This window comes from Pseudomonas sp. SDO55104_S430 (assembly GCF_054070595.1).
Genome location: NZ_JBSVXG010000358.1, coordinates 1 through 3,929, shown reverse-complemented (window position 1 = coordinate 3,929; position 3,929 = coordinate 1). Strand labels below are relative to the sequence as shown.

The 3,929-nt window shown below is 58.9% G+C and carries 4 protein-coding genes; all 4 read left to right on the top strand.

The annotated features are described in order from the left end of the window. Positions 1–119 precede the first annotated feature (119 nt). The 4 genes from ACW9JE_RS29320 (at position 120) to ACW9JE_RS29305 (ending at position 3,859) form a co-directional block, all read left to right on the top strand. On the top strand, positions 120–1,496 hold the full coding sequence (locus tag ACW9JE_RS29320; RefSeq protein ID WP_457434749.1) for an L-serine ammonia-lyase: 1,377 nt from the start codon (positions 120–122) through the stop codon (positions 1,494–1,496). 40 nt (positions 1,497–1,536) lie between these two features. Next, entirely contained in the window at positions 1,537–2,661 is a 1,125-nt protein-coding gene (gene gcvT / locus ACW9JE_RS29315) for a glycine cleavage system aminomethyltransferase GcvT (RefSeq protein WP_457434748.1), read from the top strand. A 402-nt stretch (positions 2,662–3,063) separates the two neighbouring features. Next, positions 3,064–3,276, top strand: coding sequence for a cold-shock protein (locus ACW9JE_RS29310; protein ID WP_007977299.1), 213 nt, complete (start codon positions 3,064–3,066; stop codon positions 3,274–3,276). 94 nt (positions 3,277–3,370) lie between these two features. Beyond that, positions 3,371–3,859 carry an RDD family protein gene (locus ACW9JE_RS29305; RefSeq protein WP_457434747.1) on the top strand — a complete coding sequence of 163 codons (489 nt, stop codon included), beginning with the start codon at positions 3,371–3,373 and terminating at the stop codon, positions 3,857–3,859. Positions 3,860–3,929: the final 70 nt, after the last annotated feature.

Here is a 3,929-nt window from a genome sequence, read left to right as displayed (position 1 = left end):
GCGTCAGGTAACCGCGATGTCGACTGATCCACCGCCATCGCAGGCAAGCCAGCTCCCACAGGATCGTCTTCAGTTATGAAGATCCGCCAATTCCTATAACAAGAAACCGGAGAACAACCATGTCGCTCAGCGTGTTCGACCTGTTCAAGATTGGCATCGGCCCCTCCAGCTCCCACACCGTCGGCCCGATGCGCGCAGCCGCGCGCTTCGTCGAAGGCTTGCGCCGTGAAGGGCTGCTGGCGGCGACCACCAGCGTCAAAGTCGAGCTCTACGGCTCGCTCGGCGCTACCGGCAAGGGACACGGCAGCGACAAGGCCGTGCTGCTTGGCCTCGAAGGCGAGCACCCGGATACCGTGGACACCGAAACCGTCGCCGCCCGCCTGCAGGACATTCGCGGCAACGGACGCTTGAACCTGCTCGGCGAACACAGCATTGCGTTCAACGAGAAAGAACACCTGGCGATGATTCGCAAACCGCTGGCCTATCACCCCAACGGCATGATTTTTCGCGCCTTCGACTCCGCAGGCCTGCAGATCCGCAGCCGCGAGTACTACTCGGTAGGCGGCGGTTTCGTCGTCGATGAAGACGCCGCTGGCGCCGACCGTATCGTCGAAGACGCCACACCGCTGACCTTTCCCTTCAAGAACGCCAAGGAACTGCTCGCTCACTGCGCCACCTACGGCCTGTCCATCAGCCAGGTGATGCTGACCAACGAAAGCGCCTGGCGCCCAGAAGCGGAAACCCGCGCCGGCCTGCTGAAGATCTGGCAAGTCATGCAGGACTGCGTCGCTGCCGGTTGCCGCAACGAAGGCATCCTGCCCGGTGGCCTGAAGGTCAAACGCCGAGCGACCGCGCTGTATCAGCAATTGTGCAAGAACCCTGAATCGTCCCTGCGCGATCCGCTCTCGGTGCTGGACTGGGTCAACCTGTACGCCCTGGCGGTCAACGAAGAAAACGCCAATGGCGGGCGTGTAGTGACCGCTCCGACCAACGGCGCGGCCGGGATCATTCCGGCGGTGCTGCATTACTACATGCGCTTCATCCCCACCGCGAACGATGACGGCGTGGTGCGCTTTCTGCTGACCGCCGCGGCCATCGGCATCCTCTACAAGGAAAACGCCTCGATCTCCGGCGCCGAAGTCGGCTGCCAGGGCGAGGTCGGAGTCGCCTGCTCCATGGCGGCCGGTGCACTGTGCGAAGTGCTGGGCGGCACGGTGCAGCAGGTGGAGAACGCCGCGGAAATCGGCATGGAACACAATCTGGGCCTGACCTGCGACCCGATTGGCGGGCTGGTGCAAGTGCCTTGCATCGAGCGCAACGCCATGGGCTCGGTCAAGGCCATCAATGCCGTGCGCATGGCCATGCGGGGCGACGGTCACCATTTCGTCTCCCTCGACAAGGTCATCCGCACCATGCGCCAGACCGGCGCCGACATGAAAAGCAAATACAAGGAAACCGCCCGTGGCGGTTTGGCGGTCAACATTATCGAGTGCTGATGAGCCTTCGCGCCGCGGCACACATTTTCAGGAGCTGAGTATGTCCACCGAACAACTGTTGAAAACCCCGTTGCACGCATTGCACGTTGAACTGGGTGCGCGCATGGTGCCCTTCGCCGGCTATGACATGCCTGTGCAATACCCGCTGGGCGTTATGAAAGAACACCAGCACAGCCGCGATCAGGCCGGTCTGTTCGATGTATCGCACATGGGCCAGATTCGCCTGACCGGTGCCAACGCTGCCAAGGCCCTGGAAACCCTGGTGCCGGTGGATATCATCGATCTGCCGGTGGGCATGCAGCGCTACGCGATGTTCACCAACGAAAACGGCGGCATCCTCGACGACCTGATGGTCGCCAATCTGGGTAACGACGAGCTGTTCCTGGTGGTCAACGCCGCCTGCAAGGATCAGGACCTGGCGCATCTGCAGAAGCACATCGGCGAGCAGTGCAAGATCGAGCCTTTGTTCGAAGAGCGAGCCCTGCTGGCCCTGCAAGGCCCGGCGGCGGTCACTGTACTGGCGCGTCTGGCACCGGAAGTGGCCAAGATGACCTTCATGCAGTTCGCCCGCGTCTCCCTGCTGGGTGTGGACTGCTTCGTCAGCCGCTCGGGTTACACCGGTGAAGACGGTTTCGAAATCTCCGTGCCGGCGGCCAATGCCGAAGCCCTCGCCCGCGCGCTGCTGGCCGAGCAGGAAGTCGAAGCCATCGGCCTGGGCGCTCGCGATTCGCTGCGCCTGGAAGCCGGTCTGTGCCTGTACGGCCACGACATGAACACCGAAACCACCCCGATCGAAGCCAGTCTGTTGTGGGCCATCTCCAAGCCGCGCCGTGCCGATGGCGCGCGTGCCGGTGGTTTCCCGGGCGCCGAAAACGTATTCGAGCAGCAACAGAACGGTGTCAGCCGTAAACGTGTGGGCCTGCTGCCGCAGGAACGGACTCCGGTGCGCGAAGGTGCAGAGATCGTCAACGAGGCCGGCGAAATCATCGGCAGCGTCTGCAGCGGCGGTTTCGGACCGACCCTAGGTGGTCCGCTGGCGATGGGTTACGTCAATAGCGCTTATACCGCTCTGGACACCCAGGTTTGGGCAATTGTCCGTGGGAAAAAGGTTCCTTTGCTTGTAAGCAAAATGCCATTTGTTCCTCAACGCTACTATCGCGGCTGATTAACTGTTCCTATAAGTAACGCGGTTGCGTTAACAGTGCACTAATGTGTAACGCAACCGCCATAAAACAGTGCATCTGTTTTACGTCGGCTTCGATTATGAACTTTGCTTATAACGATCGAAAACAACGGAACAAGCGCAAAGAATAAGAACTGCCAATTTCCCGATAATTGCCAGCAAGCTGAGCAAATCCGGGGCTGCGCAGGGGCTTGTTTTTTCTCCCATAGTTGGCGTAGAGTTTGTTCACTGTGTTTGCATGGGTCGCTTGGAATCGTGACCTGGGCAGTAGCCTACAAGTTAGCTACATCCCGTTCGGCGTCTTCTTACTCTCCTGCAACCAGCCCCAGTACTCTGTCACAAGATAGAGACTGTCATTAATTTTAGCGTCAAAGGAAATAAGAAATGTCCCAACGTCAGAGCGGTACCGTCAAGTGGTTTAACGACGAGAAAGGTTTTGGTTTTATCACTCCAGAAAGCGGTCCGGATCTGTTCGTGCATTTCCGCGCTATTCAGGGCAACGGCTTCAAGAGCCTGAAAGAAGGCCAGAAAGTGACTTTCATCGCCGTGCAAGGCCAGAAAGGCATGCAGGCTGACGAAGTACAAGCAGAAGCCTAATCTTCTGTAACGAAAAAGCCCCTGATGCTGACATCAGGGGCTTTTTTGTGCGCGTAAATCCGTAAAATGGCTTCTTTTTTCGCCGAGAGCCAACATGTCGAAACACCTGCTCACCCCTCAGGGCGAATTTCCTGCCGCTGGCCTGGGCCGTCGTCTGGCCGCGATGTTCTATGACTTCCTGCTGTGTACCGCCCTGCTGATCGTCACTAGCGGCGCCTACAAGATGATCCAGATGGCGATCATCGGCGAAGAGAAAATGCGCGCGCTCACGGAAGCCGGCGCACTTGATGGCGACCCGCTGCTTTCGACAGTGCTGCTGTTTGTCCTGTTTGGCTTCTTCGCCAAGTTCTGGACCCATTCCGGTCAGACCCTGGGCATGCAGGTGTGGTGTATTCGTGTGCAGAACGCCGACGGATCGTCCATCAGCCTGTGGCAGGCGCTGCTGCGCTTTGTGGTATCGATCGCGTCCTGGCTGTGCGTTGGCCTGGGATTCATCTGGTCGCTGTTCGACAAGCAGAAGCGCAGCTGGCATGACATGTATTCGGGCACCGAGCTGGTGCGGATTCCGAAGAAAACCAAGTAATTTCGAGTATTCAAAACACTTGTGGGAGCGAGCCTGCTCGCGATGCTTTATGTCAGTCACATCAATATTG